The sequence below is a fragment of the Brevibacillus sp. MER 51 genome (genome assembly GCF_023714195.1).
Taxonomy (GTDB): domain Bacteria; phylum Bacillota; class Bacilli; order Brevibacillales; family Brevibacillaceae; genus Brevibacillus.
Genome location: NZ_JAMAUS010000057.1, coordinates 1 through 458, shown reverse-complemented (window position 1 = coordinate 458; position 458 = coordinate 1). Strand labels below are relative to the sequence as shown.

Annotated in this window: 1 protein-coding gene; it reads left to right on the top strand. The window is 51.3% G+C overall.

Annotated elements, in window-relative coordinates:
* Positions 1 to 106: 106 nt before the first annotated feature.
* The coding region (locus M3630_RS30600) for a VOC family protein (protein ID WP_251254671.1) at positions 107 to 458 on the top strand (352 nt) is incomplete at its 3' end.

Sequence of the window (458 nt, the reverse complement as noted above, 5' to 3'; positions counted from 1 at the left end):
CTTATACGCAGGCCACAACTATACGTCACGCTCTTCTGCTACTTGAGCCTTACATTCCACCTCAGTGCTGCTACGCTATCTCTGAGAAAATGGCGAAGGAGATATAATGAAAGTCCTTAATATCCTGATCCGTCGATGCGTGCTGATTGCCCGCTTTGAAGAAACCGTTTCGTTTTATGAACATCTCATTTCGCAAAAGGCAAGGTTACGTTTTGACTATCCCGAATACGATCTCAAACTGGCGCAGGTGGGTTCCGTGCTTTTAATTGGCGGAACCGAGCAAAGCCTGGCTCCGTTTCGCGCCACCGAGGCCACTTTCCTGGTAAACGACATTACCGCCTGGGAGAAACATCTGCCTTCCACCGGGGCAACGATTATCAACCCGGTGAAGGCCGTGCCCACCGGCTGGAACATGCTGGTTCGGCATCCGGATGGCATGATTGCCGAATACGTTGAGC